15 protein-coding genes are annotated in these 16,472 nt (G+C 58.2%); 8 read left to right on the plus strand and 7 right to left on the minus strand.

What is annotated here, in order from left to right:
* The first annotated feature begins 892 nt into the window (after nt 1-892).
* A complete protein-coding gene (locus ACFQT0_RS29370) occupies nt 893-1,582 on the plus strand; it encodes a site-specific integrase (protein WP_380206922.1) in 690 nt (229 codons plus the stop codon).
* A gap of 84 nt (nt 1,583-1,666) precedes the next feature.
* Nucleotides 1,667-3,367, plus strand: a complete 1,701-nt coding sequence (locus tag ACFQT0_RS29375; protein WP_380206924.1) for a M28 family metallopeptidase — start codon at nt 1,667-1,669, stop codon at nt 3,365-3,367.
* A gap of 382 nt (nt 3,368-3,749) precedes the next feature.
* On the opposite strand, the gene ACFQT0_RS29380 is transcribed toward ACFQT0_RS29375, so the two are convergent.
* Nucleotides 3,750-4,295, minus strand: a complete 546-nt coding sequence (locus ACFQT0_RS29380) for a hypothetical protein (protein WP_380206926.1) — start codon at nt 4,293-4,295, stop codon at nt 3,750-3,752.
* A 384-nt stretch (nt 4,296-4,679) separates the two neighbouring features.
* On the opposite strand from ACFQT0_RS29380, the gene ACFQT0_RS29385 reads away from it, so the two are divergent.
* Entirely contained in the window at nt 4,680-5,621 is a 942-nt protein-coding gene (locus tag ACFQT0_RS29385) for a glycoside hydrolase family 53 protein (RefSeq protein WP_380206928.1), read from the plus strand.
* Nucleotides 5,622-5,676: 55 nt separating this feature from the next.
* Complete coding sequence (locus tag ACFQT0_RS29390) at nt 5,677-6,381, plus strand: T9SS type A sorting domain-containing protein (RefSeq protein ID WP_380206929.1); 705 nt, start codon at nt 5,677-5,679, stop codon at nt 6,379-6,381.
* Between the two features lie 72 nt (nt 6,382-6,453).
* On the opposite strand, the gene ACFQT0_RS29395 is transcribed toward ACFQT0_RS29390, so the two are convergent.
* Nucleotides 6,454-6,876, minus strand: a complete 423-nt coding sequence (locus ACFQT0_RS29395; protein WP_380206762.1) for a nuclear transport factor 2 family protein — start codon at nt 6,874-6,876, stop codon at nt 6,454-6,456.
* Nucleotides 6,877-7,485: 609 nt separating this feature from the next.
* Between ACFQT0_RS29395 and ACFQT0_RS29400 the strand changes: the two genes are divergently transcribed.
* Both ACFQT0_RS29400 and ACFQT0_RS29405 read left to right on the plus strand, forming a co-directional pair.
* Entirely contained in the window at nt 7,486-8,322 is an 837-nt protein-coding gene (locus ACFQT0_RS29400) for a sulfatase-like hydrolase/transferase (RefSeq protein ID WP_380206974.1), read from the plus strand.
* Between the two features lie 113 nt (nt 8,323-8,435).
* Nucleotides 8,436-9,521, plus strand: a complete 1,086-nt coding sequence (locus ACFQT0_RS29405) for a hypothetical protein (protein ID WP_380206765.1) — start codon at nt 8,436-8,438, stop codon at nt 9,519-9,521.
* A 25-nt stretch (nt 9,522-9,546) separates the two neighbouring features.
* Here ACFQT0_RS29405 and ACFQT0_RS29410 read toward each other — a convergent pair whose 3' ends face one another.
* The 5 genes from ACFQT0_RS29410 to ACFQT0_RS29430 form a co-directional block, all read right to left on the minus strand.
* Nucleotides 9,547-10,062 carry a DUF4112 domain-containing protein gene (locus ACFQT0_RS29410; RefSeq protein ID WP_380206767.1) on the minus strand — a complete coding sequence of 172 codons (516 nt, stop codon included), beginning with the start codon at nt 10,060-10,062 and terminating at the stop codon, nt 9,547-9,549.
* Nucleotides 10,063-10,305: 243 nt separating this feature from the next.
* The gene (locus ACFQT0_RS29415; protein WP_380206931.1) at nt 10,306-10,932 is read right to left on the minus strand and encodes an alpha/beta hydrolase family protein; all 627 of its coding nucleotides are present in this window, start codon (nt 10,930-10,932) and stop codon (nt 10,306-10,308) included.
* Nucleotides 10,929-11,147 (minus strand): hypothetical protein, encoded by a 219-nt coding sequence (locus ACFQT0_RS29420; protein WP_380206933.1) that lies wholly within the window; start codon nt 11,145-11,147, stop codon nt 10,929-10,931. The genes ACFQT0_RS29415 and ACFQT0_RS29420 overlap by 4 nt, the downstream gene beginning before the upstream one ends.
* Nucleotides 11,148-11,151: 4 nt before the next feature.
* Nucleotides 11,152-11,634, minus strand: a complete 483-nt coding sequence (locus ACFQT0_RS29425; RefSeq protein ID WP_380206935.1) for a TolB family protein — start codon at nt 11,632-11,634, stop codon at nt 11,152-11,154.
* Nucleotides 11,622-12,227 carry a TolB family protein gene (locus ACFQT0_RS29430; RefSeq protein WP_380206772.1) on the minus strand — a complete coding sequence of 202 codons (606 nt, stop codon included), beginning with the start codon at nt 12,225-12,227 and terminating at the stop codon, nt 11,622-11,624. Before ACFQT0_RS29430 ends, ACFQT0_RS29425 begins: the two co-directional genes overlap by 13 nt.
* Nucleotides 12,228-12,774: 547 nt before the next feature.
* On the opposite strand from ACFQT0_RS29430, the gene ACFQT0_RS29435 reads away from it, so the two are divergent.
* Nucleotides 12,775-12,945, plus strand: coding sequence for a hypothetical protein (locus ACFQT0_RS29435; RefSeq protein WP_380206774.1), 171 nt, complete (start codon nt 12,775-12,777; stop codon nt 12,943-12,945).
* A gap of 1,082 nt (nt 12,946-14,027) precedes the next feature.
* On the plus strand, nt 14,028-16,064 hold the full coding sequence (locus ACFQT0_RS29440; protein WP_380206937.1) for a T9SS type A sorting domain-containing protein: 2,037 nt from the start codon (nt 14,028-14,030) through the stop codon (nt 16,062-16,064).
* Nucleotides 16,065-16,472 lie beyond the last annotated feature (408 nt).

A 16,472-nucleotide genomic window follows, 5' to 3' on the forward strand; every position in this document is an offset into this window, starting at 1 on the left:
CAAACTCATTTAGATTACACCGCGGTTAACAGGCCTTGTATGCTAGGCTCATTAAAAAAGCTCCTAACCTGATTCTGACATGGGAACTAGTAGTAAGCAGCTGCGCCCTTCCTGTAAAGGAAGGTGTTAATTAATGAGAAGTAAGCTCGGGATGAAAACGACCATAAGGCAGCTTGACCTTACACTAACTCTGATGTACTTGCGCTTGGTGTTGTCGTCCAAGCTTGGGAGTAGCATCGAGGAAAGCTTGTTAAGTCGGCAGCTTGTCGCGCCGGGCTCAATCGGCACAAGTGCCAGCAGGCGTCATCAGAATCAGCCCAACCCTTGATGTCAGGCTGCTTCCCAAAGGGGCAGATGGGGAGCCAGCTGGGTGCACCGCCTCGGTTTTAATTTCCGCATCAGGCGGCGTGGGCCGGCGTGGGGTAGCTCTGCTGAACGGGTATGTACACTGACCTGAAAGTAGCCCTTACATGCATCCTGCTTCGGTCCGTCATTTCTAGCATTCATCGACTTCAACCTTCAGAAACATTAGGTCCGATAATGTTTACTTATCGGACCTCAATGGTATATTTGCTTTTGCCCATTAAAAGTCGCCTTTTACTCCTTTATTAATAGGTCACATGGAAAACGGTTCTGCGCTCTCGATTCCGGACAGCTCAACTACGGCCCTTGCGCATCTGGCCGAGCACACTTCCCGCTACGTTGAGGCCGGACTCAGCGGTGCCGCCAATACCGCCAAAGCGTACGCCGGAGATTTGAAACGCTTCGGGCTGTGGTGCGCCGAGCATGGGCTGGTGCCGTTGCCTGCCTCAGTCGATACCCTGGCCGGCTTCGTTACGCACCTGGCCGAAACCGGAAAAAGGTCTCGACCATACAGCGGCATTGCGCGGCCGTGGCCAAGGCTCATGCCTTGCAAGGCCTCGACTCGGCCACCGACGACAAGAAGTTCAAGGTGCTCATGGAAGGCATCGCCCGCCTGAAGGGTGTGCGACAGAAACAGGCGCCAGCTTTTACCCTGGCCAACTTTAAACGCACGGTGAAAAGCATCGACGGCAAAACGCTGGCGGGTTTGCGCGACCGGGTGATTTTGCTGCTGGGCTTTACGGGTGCTTTTCGGCGGTCCGAGCTAGCCGCGCTGAATGTGGAGGATTTGTCTTTTTCCGAAGAAGGACTCATTGTGAATCTGGCCAAGAGCAAAACCAACCAGTATGGCGCTTCGGAAGAAAAAGCCATTTTCTACTCCCCGGATTTCAAGCTCTGCCCCATCCGCACGCTGCAGGCCTGGGTGCAGCGGCTCGACCGCACCTCGGGGCCGGTATTCGTGTCTTTCCGCAAGGGCGAACGGCTCACCGATAGGCGGCTGACGGACAAGCACCTTAACCTGATAGTGCAGCGCTACCTCGGCCCCAAGTACTCGGCTCACTCCCTCCGGGCTTCCTTTGTGACCGTGGCCAAGCTGGCCGGCGCCGACGACTCGGAAGTGATGAACCAGACCAAGCACAAAACCAGCGAGATGATTCGCCGCTACACGCGCCTGGACAATGTGCGACAGCATAATGCCGCCCAGAAACTGGGCTTATGATGCATCAATAATAGTAGTACCTTGAGCCGACAAACACCATAGTGTCAGCCATCAACTCAATTGTTTATGACCTTCCTTAATCCTGTGCGTTCGCTAGCTTTACGGCTGATGCCAGTTGGGCTGCTGGCCCTGGCCCTGCCCGGTTGTCAAACCAACTCTACCAAAGAGACGACTGTTGAAGCCACTGCTCCACCGGCTGCGGGCGCCACGGGAGATTCTGCGGCGGCATCCGGTGCCATCACAACCGCCGATGTGAAGGGCTACCTGCAGGCCGTGGCCTCGGATGAAATGTTGGGGCGCAAGCCTTTTACCGCGGGTGAGGAGCGCATCACCGCCTACCTGGCGGCACAGTTTAAGCAGCTGGGCCTGCAGCCGGGGCCGAGCGGCAGCTATTTTCAGCCCGTGCCCATGGTGGAGATAACCGCCACGCCCGCGCCCACTATGCAGATTCAGGGCAAAGGCGAGAAATTGAGCCTGCAATACAAGACCGATTACGTGGTGTTTACCCAGCGGGAGCAGCCCACGGTGGCCGTGACCAATTCGCCCATGGTATTTGCCGGCTACGGCGTGGTAGCGCCCGAGTACGGGTGGGACGACTACGCCGGCCTGGATGTGAAGGGCAAAACCGTGGTGGTGCTCGTCAACGACCCGGGCAATGCTGGAAACGATACCACCTTGTTTAAAGGCAAGGCGATGACGTATTACGGCCGCTGGACTTATAAATACGACGAAGCGGCGCGGCACGGGGCCGCTGCAATACTAATCGTGCACGACACCAAGCCCGCCGCGTATCCCTGGAGCGTGGTGCAGAGCGGGGCCCTGGGCCCCAAGCTGCGGCCCCAGACGCTTGACCGTGGAGCCAGCAAGTGCGCAATTGAGGGCTGGGTGACGCTCGACGCGGCCAAACGCCTGTTCACCGCGGCCGGCCAGAACTACGAAGCCCTCTATGCTGAAGCCAACAAGCGCGGCTTCCGCCCGCGGGCCCTGGGCCTGAACATGAGCACCAGCCTGCAAAACAAGCTTCGTCGTCAGACTTCCAAAAACGTGCTTGCCGTGCTGCCCGGCACTACCCGGCCCAGCGAGTACATCATCTATTCCGCTCACTGGGACCATTTCGGCGTGGGCAAACCCATTGCCGGCGATTCCATCTACAACGGGGCCGTGGACGACGGTTCGGGCCTGGCCGCCCTGCTCAGCATAGCCAAAGCCTTTAAAAATGCGAAGGAAAAGCCGGCCCGCAGCATCGTTTTTCTGGCCGTAACCGGCGAAGAACAGGGCCTGTTGGGCTCGGCCTACTATGCCCAACACCCGGTGTTTCCGCTCGCCAAAACCGTGGCTGACTTGAACATGGACATGCTATGGCCCTACGGACCTATGAAGGACCTCACGGTCATCGGCTACGGGCAGTCGGAGCTGGAAGACTATGCCCGCGCCGCGGCTAAAGAGCAGGACCGCTACGTGATGCCCGACCAAACGCCCGAAACGGGCATGTTCTACCGCTCCGACCATTTCAATTTCGCGCACGTCGGAGTGCCTTCGCTTTACGCCAGCGGCGGCTTCGAAAGCCGCACCCAGGGCAAGGAGTACATCGCCGAAAAGCGCCAGAATTACACCACCAACATGTACCACAAGCCGGCCGACCAGTACGACCCCTCCTGGGACCTGACCGGTATAGCTCAGGATGCGCAGCTCTACTTCCGCGTTGGCCAGCGCTTGGCAGGCGAGACAACCTTTCCGCAATGGCGGGCCGGCTCGGAATTCAAAGACGCGCGCAAGAAGAAGTAAGAGAATGTCAGCCTTGCTTTTCTAAAGTTGAATCATCTGGTTTTGCAGGCCAGCTAATCCTAACAATGTGTCTAAGGTGCAAGAAGGCCCAGCCGTCTATTAACGGCTGGGCCTTCTTGCTGTTCAGAGTCTAGCCTGACATGCCCTCAAGCTGAGCGAAGTCGAAGCATCACTACCGCGCCATCTGTCATGCTCAGGCACGAAGCATCTTCTCCCGGCTCACCGATTCGTACAAACGTGAGAAGGTCCTTCGCGCTGCTCAGGATGACAGCCGTAGCGTGCAAGATGCTTCGACCAACTCAGCGTGGTCTCCCATTTTACTGCCTATGCGGTTGAGCTACTTCCGTGGTTCAACCTTGAATAAACTTAAGTGCCCCACAGCTCAATATTCAGTAATTGCGCATGCGGGCATTAAGGTGCTAAAGCCATTGGGCAGACGCCTACCGGGCCGGAGTGCTGAGCAGGTCCGGGAGTCCTTTACGTTGAGCCGCGCAAACTTTTGGACTCGGCTGAAGCGTGCGGTTGTTTGCTCCAGCTCGTCGTCTTTCGGCAGCCGGTCGGGTACCTGGGTTTGCAGCCGCTCAAAGACGGTGGCGGCAATGTCCATGTAGCCGAGCAGTAGCAGGTAGAGCTGTTTTTTCTCGTCATCGGCGTAGCCTTTTACGCGAATGGCTTTGGTCAGCGTGTCGAGTTGCGTGGTTTCGTCGATAAACAAGTCCTGAAGCGCGCGACGTTGCCGCCAAAAGCCGTCAAGCTGCTCGGCGCTGGCCGTTGATGTAGAAAAGGGAAATTCCAGGGTAAAAGCTACAGCCTGGACAAACTTTGCCTCGGCCTCATACACGGTGGCCAGGTGCTTTTGAAGACTGGTCCACAACCCTGTCCGGGCTTTGTCGAAGGTGCTGGAGACGGTCGGGGCGTTTTCACTCATGGGAATGGCTCGAATGGGTAACGCTACAAAGGTACCCGCCAAAGGCCCTGCTGTTGAGCCCGTGGCTCAACCTGCCCGAGAGGCAGGCGGCCATTTGCGCCGAGGAAATGTATGCTGACTGACAGTAAATCCTCGAGTTGCTTGAGAAGATATTGATACAGCGGGTTTGGTGTGCAATCAGTAACCGTCGAGTAATTTGCAGGCAGGGATGAATTCGTAATTGCGCCCGACTGCTGCAAAAACGATGGCCAATTACATGGCTTATTGCCAAAAGCTAGCCGCTATATCTGATTTCACTACATGAAGAATAATCTACCTTTTTACTCCGTCCGCCAGGGATTATTACTGAGTGCCTGCCTTTTCGCGTCGCTCTTTTCTTTTCGAGTGAGCGCGCAAACGTTTGCCAAAGGCGCCGATACCGGCTGGCTTCAGCAGATGGAAGCCAACAACTACCTGTTTTACAACGACCAGGGCGTGCAGCAAGACTGCTTTCAAATCCTGAAAGACAAAGGCATCAACTCCATCCGGCTGCGCGTGTGGGTCAATCCGTCGATGGTGGACTGGGTGAACGGCCATTGCAGTCCCGCCGAGGTGGTGACCATGGCCACGCGAGCCAAAAACATGGGTTTCCGCATCATGATTGACTTCCACTACAGCGACAGCTGGGCCGACCCAAGCAAGCAAACCAAGCCCGCCGCCTGGGCCAGCCACAGCTTCCCGCAATTGCTGGACGATGTGTACAACCATACCTACAGCGTGATGAACGCACTGAAGGCCAACGGCGTGACTCCGGAATGGGTGCAGGTGGGCAACGAGATACCCAACGGCCTGCTCTGGCCCGAAGGCAGCACCTCCAATTTTGCCCAGCTCACCCAGTTCCTCAACAAGGGCTACGACGCCGTGAAGGCCGTGAGCGCCACCTCGAAGGTGGTGGTGCACCTCGACAAGGGCAACGACAACGCGCGCTTCCGCTCGTTCTTCGACCGCCTCACCACCAACGGCGGCAAGTACGACGTCATCGGCATGTCGTATTACCCCTACTGGCTCAACCAGGACTACACGGCTTCCATCAGCAGCCTGCAGTACAACCTGACCGACATGGCCAGCCGCTACGGCAAGGAAGTGGTGGTGGCGGAAGTGGGCGGCGACTGCACCAACGCGCCCCAGAACGCCTACGACATGCTGGTGGCCGTGCAAAACGCTGTCTTTGCCGTGCCGAACAGCAAGGGCCTGGGCCTGTTTTACTGGGAACCCGAAGGCTACCGCAGCTTCAGCGGCTACCAGCTTAGCGCCTGGGGCAACGACGGCAAGCCTCGCCTGCACTAAACGCATTTCTGGTGACGCCCGCCATGCCGGCTCCCCCGCCCCCAGCACCAACCTGGTGGCCAATCCCGGCTTCGAGGCCAACGGGGCCGCCACCCAAACCCCCACAGGCTGGACCAGTTGGGCCAATACCACCGCCAACTACGCGGCCGACTATACCGAAACAGGCGGCCAGGCCAGCACCTACCGCCTCACGCACTGGCTGGGCTCGGCCTACCAGGCAAGCACCTACCAGCTGAAAACCGGCCTGCCGACTGGCACCTATACCCTCAAGGCCTGGGTGCAGAACGGCGGGGGCCAGAACGTTTGCCAGCTCTACGCCAAGAACTTCGGCGGCACCGAGAAGAACCTCGCCCTGCCCGTTACCAGCACCTGGACCCAGATTCAGATTACGGGCATTCAGGTGAGCAACGGCCAGTGCGAAATCGGCCTCTGGTCCGATGCCAACGCCGGCAACTGGTGCAGCATCGACAACGTGGAGCTCATCTCGACGAGCACGGTTACGGCAGCAGCTAAGACTTTAACGGACTCAAACACCAGCCTCTATCCAAATCCGGTGGCTGAGTCGCTCACCCTAAAGCTTCCCGCCGGTCTGGCCGCCGCGACCATTCGCATCTACTCGGCCACCGGGCAAATCGTATTCACCCAGGCCCTCACGGCCACGGGGCAGCGCGTGGACACGTCGCGCCTGCCCACCGGTATCTACCAGCTGCAGCTGCTGGGCAACGGACGAACCGAAACGCACAAGTTCGTCAAGCTGTAGCGCCCTCCGCGTGATAAGCGGAAGGGCCAACATAGTAGCTTCCACGCAGAAGCCAAGGCCCCGACCTATGCCCTACATTGCCATATGGCTGCTGCGCTGGAACGCCTGCCCAACCGCGGCAGTATCGGTGTAGACCTGGAAGTGCGCCACTTTGCCATCGCGCAGGCGTAGGACGTGGGCCCACTCCTCTTCCATTGGCTGCCCAGTGGCGCGAACGTGGCCTTTGCCGTAACCCAGGGCCACTACAGTATCGCCTTGGGCGATGCACTCCTGCACTTCAAAGCGCTCAAAATCCATGGCCTCGTGCAGCTTGGCAAAGAACCGGCCCACTTCTTCCTTGCCCCGGTACACGCCGGCATAGGGTATAAGCGCCGCCGAGCCGGGAACAATGAATTCAATGTCTTCGGTGTACAATTTCAGCAGGTTAGCAATGTCGCCTTTGCTAAACAGGGCGTATCCCTCCTGCGCTACTTGGGTGTTTTGCTGCTCGTTCATGGCTGGGGAGTTGGAATAAGTGAGTTTTCTGGAGCGTCTTTTCCTTGCGCTTTCGGCAACCGCTTCTTTAGAAGGTTGAGCTAACTCAAGCCGCAGAGATAAGGCTCTCTAGGTCAATGCCGTCGCTCTGTGAATTTAACCAAATTTGCGCTGCTTTGCAAGAGGTATTCCTGCGAGCCAGCCTGGTGGGGCTGCCCCTAATAAATAGAAAGCAATGCCATACCATCGGGGTGCAGACGAGCATTGGTGGACCAACTTTATTCCCTAGACTTCACAATGAAGGCCTTCAGCTTAGGGAGGCAAAGCAGCATGGCTCAATTCCATGCTGGCACGGTATGATAAAGACGCGAAAATATTGTAACTTAATAATGAGATTAGCAGTCGCTTGTGCTTGGTGGAGCCAGGTAGGGCGTTGCGTGACTTAGATGATTGGCCTGATTCCACGTTGAATTCTGTCCTGAGCCATGGCTTTCTTTTCACCTTCCGGGCGGTGGAGCCGCCTTCGCATATCCGCCCGCTGGGTGAAGTATGGATTATGCAGTTGGTTTTTCTGTTTTCCGGTGCGGTGCCGGCGCCTCCTAAAAAAAGCTTCGCACCAAGAATGTCATCATCGTGGTCATCGACGGGCCCCGGTATTCCGAAACCTGGGGCAAGGTGCCGGGCCTCATTCCCAACATGGCCACCCGGCTCAAGCCGCGGGGGGTGTTCTTTCCCAACTTCTACAACAAAGGATTCACGTACACCAATTCAGGCCACGTGGCCCTGACCACGGGCATCAACCAGCCGATTGACAATTTTGACCAGGAACTGCCGGCGCAGCCGTCCATATTCCAGCTCTGGCGCAAGGCCACCGGCAAGCCCGCGACTGCCGCCTGGCTCATCACCAGCAAAGACAAGCTGCACATACTGGCCAACACCCTGAACCCGGAGTGGGCTGACCAGTACCCTCCTTCCATCGACTGTGGCGTGAGCGGGCCCGGCACCGGCTACCGCGCCGACTCCCTCACCCTGGTGGCCGTCAAGCGCATTCTCACGACCTACAGCCCCAACCTGGTGCTCATCAATTTCATGGAGCCCGATGGTTTTGCTCACGCCGCCAACTGGCCGTACTACCTCCGGGGCATCGAGCGCGACGACCGCTACGTCATGCAGCTTTACGACTTTCTACGCAAGAGCAAAACCTACCGCAACAACACGGCCTTGTTCATCACCAACGACCACGGCCGCCACCTCGATGGCATTGGGGCGGGGTGGGTAGAGCACGGCGATGGCTGCGAGGGCTGCCGCCACATCAGCCTACTGGCCCTGGGGCCTGATTTCAAACAAGGACGGACGATAGCTGATACCACTACCCTGGTAGACATCCCGTCCACCATCGCTACTATGCTGGGCTTGCCTTTCCCACAAGGCCAGGGCAAATCCATCGGCGGTCTTTTTAAGCGTTGAAAACCATGAGTATTAGACCGGGCGCCTAAACGCTTTCAGGCCGCTCCGCCGTTGGGCAATGCCCTCGTTGCGTAGTTCCCCGAACGGCCGCCCGGCGCTTTCCTACTGCTGCGATGCATGCGCTGCTACAGGTTCTGGCTAGCTTCGTCCTGCTGCTTTTTCAGCCGGTAGCGGCTCCTGTCGGCCTGGTGCAGCCGTCGGGCTCATCCCCTTCCGCTAATCCTTTCTTTGCTAAGGAATCCCTTGTTGAGCTCACGCTGACTTTACCGCACGACTGCATCCTCAATGACCGCGGGCCCTCCCCGGGTACCCATTCGGCTGCGCTTTCCTATCAGGAGGCCAATGGCGCCCCGCGGTCGGTTCCGGTACTGGTTCAGGTGCGCGGCAACCGCCGCAAAGACCCCGCCGTGTGCGACTTTCCGCCGCTGCTGGTCATCTTCCCGCCCGCTTCGAGGACCGGTACGATATTCGGTCCGGTCGAGGAGCTGAAACTGACCACCCACTGCCTTTCAGATACCTATACGCTACGAGAATACCTGGTGTATAAGCTCTACAACGTCCTGACGGACTTCAGCTACCGGGTGCGGTTGTGCCGCATCACCTACCAGGATGCCGAAAGACGAGAGAAGGCCTCGGTGCACTACGGCTTTTTCCTGGAGAATACCGGTGCGCTGGCCCAGCGCAATCAGGCCAAGGCGGTGCCCAAGCAGCTGTTTATCACCATGGATAATCTGGACCAGACCACCGCCGCGACCATGACCATTTTCCAATACATGATTGGCAACACGGACTGGTCGGTTCCTTTTCGCCACAACATCCGGCTCCTGACTCAAAACGTGCAGACCCCGCCCCTGCCGGTGGCGTATGATTTTGATTATTCCGGACTAGTGATGGCCCCATATGCCGTGCCGCCCGAGCAGCTGGGCATTACCTCGGTCCGGCAGCGTCTTTATCGGGGCTTTGACTTCCCGCCGGCAACCTTCGCCCATGTGCGCGACATGTTCAACGCCCGCCGGGCTGCGCTGTACGACGTGTACCTCCGCTGCCCTTACCTCAGCGCCGAAGAACAGGAGTTTGCCACCCGCTACCTCAATGGGTTTTACAAGGTGCTCAACGACCCCAAGGACTTCGAGCGCAACATCGTGCGGGTGGGGCGCCGCAACCAGAAGCAGTACACCCACATCCGCGGCTACGATTAAAGTTGAGCCAGCGAAACGTGCGGGGCTACGTGTTTATAATCGGATGGGCATCGAAGTAGTGCCACACCCACCGCAGCACGGCCACGCTGCCCCAGGCCACTAGCCCAAACACCACCAAAAAGCCCAATAGCAGGAGTGCCACCAGCCCCTTGCCGCTGCCCCGGTGCCGGCCTTCGGCATAATGGCGCCGCAGCAGGGCCACGTTGCGCTCATTGCTTTTGTAGGCGAAATCAAACAGGTTGCCCAGGATGGGAATGGCGCCCACCACGGTATCGAGCAGGATGTTGAGGGCCATGCGCACCACCACCGCGCCGCTGGCCCCGTGGCGCAGCATGGTCAGTAGCAGCGTGACCGAAACGGCCATGGTCGATAAATCGCCGACCACGGGCAGCAGTCCCAGCAAGGGGTCGAGCCCAAACCGGAACCGCGTGCCGGGCAGCTGAAACTGGCTGTCCATTAAGCGGGCCACGCGCGCCACCCAGCGCAGCCGCTCATCGGCCTCAAAAGGCGGAGACTGGTGCGGACGATTGGGCTGGAGCATGTACTTGAATGTGTTGATTATTGACGCCTATGCGCCACTCTGCAAACGAAGGACGCTGCTGCTAGCAAATGGCCCGATGCTGCTTTGTCAAGCTGGAGTACCTGGAATTAGCTCACCGCGGCTACTCCCCCGACGAGACAGCACCTTTCGGCATGAGGTACTGGTTGTACCAGGCCAGGTAGCGGGCGTAGCGGTCTTTCACGTAGCTGGGGGTGGTGATGCCGTGAAACTGCCCAGGATAGATTACCAGCGGGTGGGCACGTTCAGGCTCTTCAGCGCTTGGTACATCTGCTCGGTGTTGAGCAAGGGCACGTTGTAATCCTTCTCCCCGCACACAAAGAGCGTGGGCGTTTTGATGCGGTCGGCGTGGAAGAAGGGGTAGGAAACGCGCATGTACACGTCGGGATTTTTCCAGGGTGTGCCCAGCTCGGTTTCGTAGTCCCGGATGTACTGGTCGGTGCCGTAGCCGGCCAGCACGTTGGCGATGCTGGCGCCGCTCACGGCGGCTTTGAAGCGCTGGTCGCGCGCGATAACCTGGTCGGTCATGATGCCGCCGTAGCTCCAGCCGCCCACGCCCAGGCGCTCGGGGTCGGCCAGGCCCTGCGCCACGGCGTAGTCCACCACGGCCAGCACGTCGTCGGTGTCCTTGTTGCCCCAGTCGGCATAAATAGCCTTGCTGTACTCCAGGCCCCGGCCCGAGCTTCCGCGCGGATTGGCCACCACCACGGCGTAGCCGTTGGCGGCGAAATACTGCCACTCAAACGAAAACCCGTGCCCAAACTGTGCCACCGGTCCTCCATGTATACGCAGGAGCGTGGGATACTTGCGGCCCGCCGCATACCCCACGGGCTTCACCATAAAGCCGCTCACGAGCGTGCCGTCCTTGCTCTTGGCCTGGATGGGCTCGACGGCGCCGAGCGTAATGCCGCGCAGCCACGTATCGTTTTGCTTGGATAGGGGCCGCAGCGCCGCTTTTTGCTGAGGGCATACACTTCGGTAGGCTGCTGAGCCTGGCTGCTGAGCACCACCAACTGCCCGGTGCGGGCCAGCGAAAAGTCGTTTACCTCCCGGGCACCGGCCAGCACCCGCTCAATTTTGCCGCCCGCGACTGGAACGCGCGCCAGCGATAAGGCGCGGTCGTCTTCGAGCAGAAAGTACAGGCTCTTGCCATCGCGCGCCCATTGCGGCTTGGTGGTGTTGCGGTCGAGGCCGGCGGTGAGGGCGCGGGCGGGCCCGCCACTCACGGGCACCACCATCGCTGGTGCAGGGCATACACGAGCTGCTCCCGCGGGCCGCCTTGCACAAAGGCGATGGTACGTCCGTCGGGGCTCCAGGCCGGGCGGCTGCCGTAGCCGGGGCGCTATCGGGCACTTCGTTGGTGAGCAGAGGCCGGGCGGTGGCGCCGGCCTGGGCATCGATGAGGTACAGGTCGAAGTTGTCGTGCCGGTCGGGGTCGGGGCCGCGTTTGCTGGAAAACACCGCCTGCTTGCCGTCGGGGCTCCAGGCCGGCAGGTGCTCGTCGTACTGGCCCGGGGTGAGGTTGACGAGCTTGCGGCTGGCTACGTCGAACACGTAGAGGTGCTGACGCTGCTTGTTGAGGTAGCCATCGATGTCCTGCTTGAACTGGAACCGGTCGATGACGATGGGCGGTGCGGTTTTCTTTTGGTTTTCTGGGCGGCCGTGAGCGAGTCGGGGTCGGCGTCGCGGATGATGAGCGCCAGACGCAGACCATCGGGCGACCACACGTAGTCCGAGACGCTGCCCTTGAGCTTCGTGACTTTCTCGGCTTCCCCGCCCGCGCGGTTGAGCAGCCAGAGCTGGGCGTCGCCGCCATCTTCCTCGCCGCGGCTCGACACGAAGCTTAGGTATTTGCCGTCGGGGCTGAAGCGGGGCTTGCTCTCGCTGCTCGGGCTGGTGGTCACGCGCAGGTTCTGGGAGCCGTCGGTGCGGGCCATCCACACGTCCGCATCCCGTTTATCAGTGGCCGAATCGGCGCGGGTGACGGTGTAAGCGGCCCATACGCCATCGGGCGAAAGCTGCGGGTCGGCCACGTCCCGCATCCGGCTCAAGTCGCTTAGCCTCAGGGCCCGCGGGGCGGTCTGGGCCAGAAGCGTGGTTGAGGGCAGCGAAAGAGCCGCGAGCAAAGTCAGGGTATAAAGTCTCATATCAATATGCAAGAAAACAGGCCGGCAATGGGCAGGCGCATCCGTTTGGCGAAGCTACGGCGCCCTGCCGCATTTGCGCGAATGTAGCAGGGCAAGCATCCTGATTGTCACCTTCTATATGAGATAGGCTCGCCCGGGGTGGCCCTCCAATCGAGCATTTGAGCACGACTCCAAACTACTCCCTCTACCAGCACGGCTAAAACAGCAGCTTACCATGTCTGCCCTTCATTTCCCCATTACTGCCGACCTTTGCGGAAATATACCTTCACCTATTCTTCTGCTTTCTGGTTATGGCTGATGATTCGTCGCGTTTGTATTTCGAGAATTCTGTGGGCCGGGTATCCGAAAAAGCGGTGGGCCGCCGGGGAGGCCACGTGATAGTAGAGTACCATGCCGGCCCCCGCCGTATGGGCGAGCTTCAGACCTTGCTTGGCCACGCCAAGCAGCTGCTAACCCGCCGCGGCTGGCACAAATTCCTCGGTGACCAGCGACTGCTCTCTCCTTCACCGACGAAGAGTTTGAGTGGCTTTCGCAGTACTGGCTCCAAATGGCCCAACAGCGCAACCGGGCCTGTTACGGTGCCGTGCTGCTGCCTACGCCCGTTTTCGCCACTCTGCCCAGCGAGCAAGTCAGCAGCGAGGGGCAGGTGGCGGCCATGACGTACCGGCTCTTTGAGGACCACGCCTCTGCCGAAGAGTGGCTGGGTTCTTTGCCTTAATTATCAGGGAGAGTTCTCTGAATTAAATTGAACTATTGAAATAGTCAACTTGGTGAAATAACCAATTTCTTAACGAATATGGGTTATAAAGAGATTCAAACAGTAATCAATATAGCGCAGCTCAAATAACAGCTCAATTAGGTGATTAAGTATAGAGTAATCACCTCTTATTCGAGCCAGAAATGTTGCGCAGGTTTTATTAAAACAAATAGTACTAATTGGTACAAACTGCATTAGGGCTTTGTACCAATTTAGACTGCATATTGAGTTGTGTGATAAATTTATCTTAGTTACTCCTAGAACTCGGTATATAACTTTTGGCACTCCAGAATCTTTAGCTGCGCCATGGTTCAAAAGCTTTACTTTCAAGTTATTAATTCATATTAAATAATTTGCTTGAGGTATATATAAAGTAGCTTTAACAAGCTCCATTGGTCGCTCGAGACTCAGGTATAAATACCTCCCGGTTGATACCACTTTAAGTCTGAATAGCACACCATAAATTGGATAGAGCCAAGGCATAAAATGCCCTGGCATACCAGTTATCTATTGGCTGATAACTGTAACTCAAGGCTAATTATAGCAAGGCATAACAGCTGATTGGACCAGCTACATCAGGCTGTTTCCATTCATGGCTGCCGTAGGGCTAACTTCAGTATTATATATATTGATTAACTTGGTTAATCTCCTGTATTTCAGTTGCCTGAGAATGTTTCAGGCTAGTTCAATATGCATGGCAGCATCAATTAATTAGGTGCTCAAATTGTTGAGCAGAACGCCTTAAGGGGCGATTTGCCCAAAATTGTACTTACAACATTTTGGCATCGTGGCACTGTCGGGGTTATGTTGCTGTTAAGCGCAACACTCGACCCGCCAGATGTATGCTGCTGCCCAAATGGGCCTATATGGTGACGGGGACGGGCTTCGGCCGCTGCGAATACGGCTTAACCAGCGCCGATTTCTTGGACTTAACCAACCCCTTATACCATGAACACCTTTACAAAATGGGCCTGCTTGCTTCTTGGGGCAAGCCTGTCTTAGCCAGTGCCCAAAGCACCCTCCCTGTAAAAACGGATTCCATCGTGGCGAATGGCGTCGCCAACAAGTTTGGCATCAACCTCAACGCTGGCATGGACGCCGACGCGAACCGGGCCGGCGGCGCGCGTCCGCTGGCTCAGGCCTTGAAGGAAATGGGCGCACGCCGGTTGCGCTTCCCCGGGGGCGAGAAGTCAAACTTTTACGTGTGGGCCTCCGCGCCGTATTCCTCGGCTGCCTCGGCGCACTGGGTGCCCGGCAGCTATTATGCCGGCGTGTCCCAAAACACCCAGAACGTTGACCAATTTATGACCATGTGCTCGGAGGCGGGGGCCCAGGCGCATATCAACGTGGCGTATAACCCCGCCGCAGGCCTCGATGAGCAAGTGGCCGCCGCGTGGGTCCGGTATGCCAACCTCACGAAGGGCTACGCCATCAAGTACTGGGAAGTGGGCAACGAGATGTGGAACGGCAAGGGGCTGAGCGCGGAGCAGGCCGGTGCCATTGCGGCGCGCTACGCCGCTGCCATGAAAGCAGTCGACCCCAGCATCAAAGTGGGCATCAGCTGGAACAACCAATGGGGCTATCAGACCATTCTGCAGGCTGCGCCGAATATAGATTTTGTCACGTGCAGCAATTATTCCACGTCGCGGTACGCATCGTACAGCACGTATGCGAACACGCCCAACGTGGACCTGCTCGAAGATGCCCGCAAAGCAGTCAATGCTGTGGGGAGCTCGGGAAAGACGGTGGTGGTTTCGGAATTCAACGCCATCAACTGGTACGAGGGCTGGGGCAAGACCAACGACCTGGGCCATGCCTTGGTCAACTTTGAAACCATCGGCCAGCTCATGACGGCCCCCACGATTGACTACGGTGCTTTGTGGAACACCCGCTGGTTTGAGCAGGGACAGAATTCTGTCAGCCTGTACACGGCCCTGGACAACTCGAATGGCCTGCAGGCTTCGGGGATGGCGCTGGCCGTGTGGGGCCGGTTTATAAAGGACCAACTTGTTCGCAGCAGCAGCAGCCCTACCGTGAAAACGTACGCGGCCTACGATGCCCGAACCGGCCAGCTCAACCTGTTTTTGGAAAACAAATCCGAACAGAATCAGCGCGTTACGGTCCCCATCACCTCGCCCAATACCTACACCTCTGGTGCCGTGTGGCAGCTGCGCGGCACCAGCCCCGGCGACCCCTCCCCTACCTGGTCGGCCACTGGCTCAGTAGCCTTGGCAGGCAATACCCTTGCGAACCTGGAGCTGCCCGCTGTTTCCGTAACGGTGGTTTCGCTTTCCAGCGCTGGAGCTAGCCCCCTCCCTGCCCCCGCCCCTGTCCCCACCCCCTCCTTAAACCGGGTAAGCAATGGCGGCTTTGAAGATGGTTCGCTGGCGCCGTGGTCTTCCTGGCTCAATGGCGGCCAAACCGGCCTGAGCAACGCCACCCGGCGCGCCGGCAGCGCCGCGGCGTGGGCCGGCGGCGGAATGGCCTATTTGTACCAGGTGGTGCAGGGCCTGACGCCCAACACCACCTATACGCTGACGAGCGATGTGGCCGTGCACACCACCAGCGGTGCATCGGCCTGGGTCGGCGTAAAAAACACGGGTGGCACCTCGCCGAGCCAGGAGGTATTTGAAACCAACGGCAGCTGGCGCCCGACGTCCCTGACCTTTACCACCGGCAGCAGCCAGACCACGGCAGAAATCTACCTCTGGAACAGCGACCCCACCACCTGGGCCTGGATTGATGAAGTGCATCTCTACGAAACCGCTAATAGCAGCCAAAGCGCCAGTAATGCGGCATCGCTTCGCTCGGCTGAGGCCAACCCACTCGCCAGCACCGCACCGCAGATATATCCCAATCCCTTTCACTCGACGTTGCAAGTTGAGCTGAGGGATTCGCAAACCGTAGCCAACGTGCAGCTGCTGGATGCGCGTGGAGCCGCCATTCAAGGCATTAAAGTTCAGAAAGACGGCCAGCGTGGTCAGGTCTTCGCCCCGGCTACGCTGCCGGCAGGATTGTACCTGCTTCGTCTGACTACCAAGGAAGGGAAAACGACGGTTCACAAAGTTGTGAAGCAGTAAGCTGCAGGTTGGGGCAATTTCTGACTGAGCTAATTCCGGGTGTAAATGTTCGCAAGCATTTACACCCGGAATTAGCTCAATTCTTAAGGATTGAACAACCTTCTGGCGTAACGAGACGCCAGTCGCCTGACAACTGCAGGCAAGCAGCAATGGCGTAGTTATACGGATTGTTTTGCAAGTGTAAAATAAGGATATTTAGTTAATGCTCAGGGCTTAACCTCCTCCCTGGCGTCTATCCTTATGCTGGCAAACAATACGCGCTATCTAGCCTCCGTAATCAGCTTGCTGTTGCTGGCGCCTTCCGTCTTCGGCAGCTCCTGCATTGGCCTTGCTGATGTTCCCCAGCTGGGAAAACGGGTCCCGGGCTTTGACGAGAGGCTCGGCGCCCGGCCTTCAGCCTCATGGTGG

It is taken from the genome of Hymenobacter humi (assembly GCF_042665855.1).
Lineage (GTDB): Bacteria > Bacteroidota > Bacteroidia > Cytophagales > Hymenobacteraceae > Hymenobacter > Hymenobacter humi.

Bases quoted from the DNA above. Each gene is read 5' to 3' on its own strand.
- ACFQT0_RS29435 (WP_380206774.1), top strand. From the start codon at position 12,775: ATGGCCCAACAGCGCAACCGGGCCTGTTACGGTGCCGTGCTGCTGCCT.
- ACFQT0_RS29430 (WP_380206772.1), bottom strand. From the start codon at position 12,227: ATGAGACTTTATACCCTGACTTTGCTCGCGGCTCTTTCGCTGCCCTCA.
- ACFQT0_RS29410 (WP_380206767.1), bottom strand. From the start codon at position 10,062: ATGCTCCAGCCCAATCGTCCGCACCAGTCTCCGCCTTTTGAGGCCGAT.
- ACFQT0_RS29380 (WP_380206926.1), bottom strand. From the start codon at position 4,295: ATGAGTGAAAACGCCCCGACCGTCTCCAGCACCTTCGACAAAGCCCGG.
- ACFQT0_RS29405 (WP_380206765.1), top strand. From the start codon at position 8,436: ATGCATGCGCTGCTACAGGTTCTGGCTAGCTTCGTCCTGCTGCTTTTT.
- ACFQT0_RS29395 (WP_380206762.1), bottom strand. From the start codon at position 6,876: ATGAACGAGCAGCAAAACACCCAAGTAGCGCAGGAGGGATACGCCCTG.